Here is a 312-nt window from a genome sequence, read left to right as displayed (position 1 = left end):
AAGTGCGGCTCGATCGAGCACAAGATGGGCATCCACGGCAACTCGACGTGCGTGATGAACCTCGACAACGCGAAGGGCTGGATGGTCGGCGAGCCGAACAAGGGCCTCAACGCGATGTTCGTGATGATGAATGCCGCGCGCCTGGGCGTCGGCATGCAGGGCCTCGGTCTCACCGAAGTGGCGTACCAGAACTCGCTGACCTACGCGAAGGAACGCCTGCAGATGCGCTCGCTGACCGGCCCGAAGGCGCCGGACAAGCCGGCCGACCCGATCATCGTCCACCCGGACGTGCGCCGCATGCTGCTCACGCAG

General features: G+C 65.4%; 1 pseudogene. It reads left to right on the top strand.

From position 1 onward, the window contains the following. Nucleotides 1-312, top strand: a pseudogene (locus SB725_RS30595) (acyl-CoA dehydrogenase); the annotation flags it as partial.

The organism is Pseudomonas sp. SIMBA_041, from assembly GCF_046535095.1.
GTDB lineage: Bacteria > Pseudomonadota > Gammaproteobacteria > Pseudomonadales > Pseudomonadaceae > Aquipseudomonas > Aquipseudomonas mucoides.
This window is presented reverse-complemented; position numbering and strand designations above follow the sequence as displayed.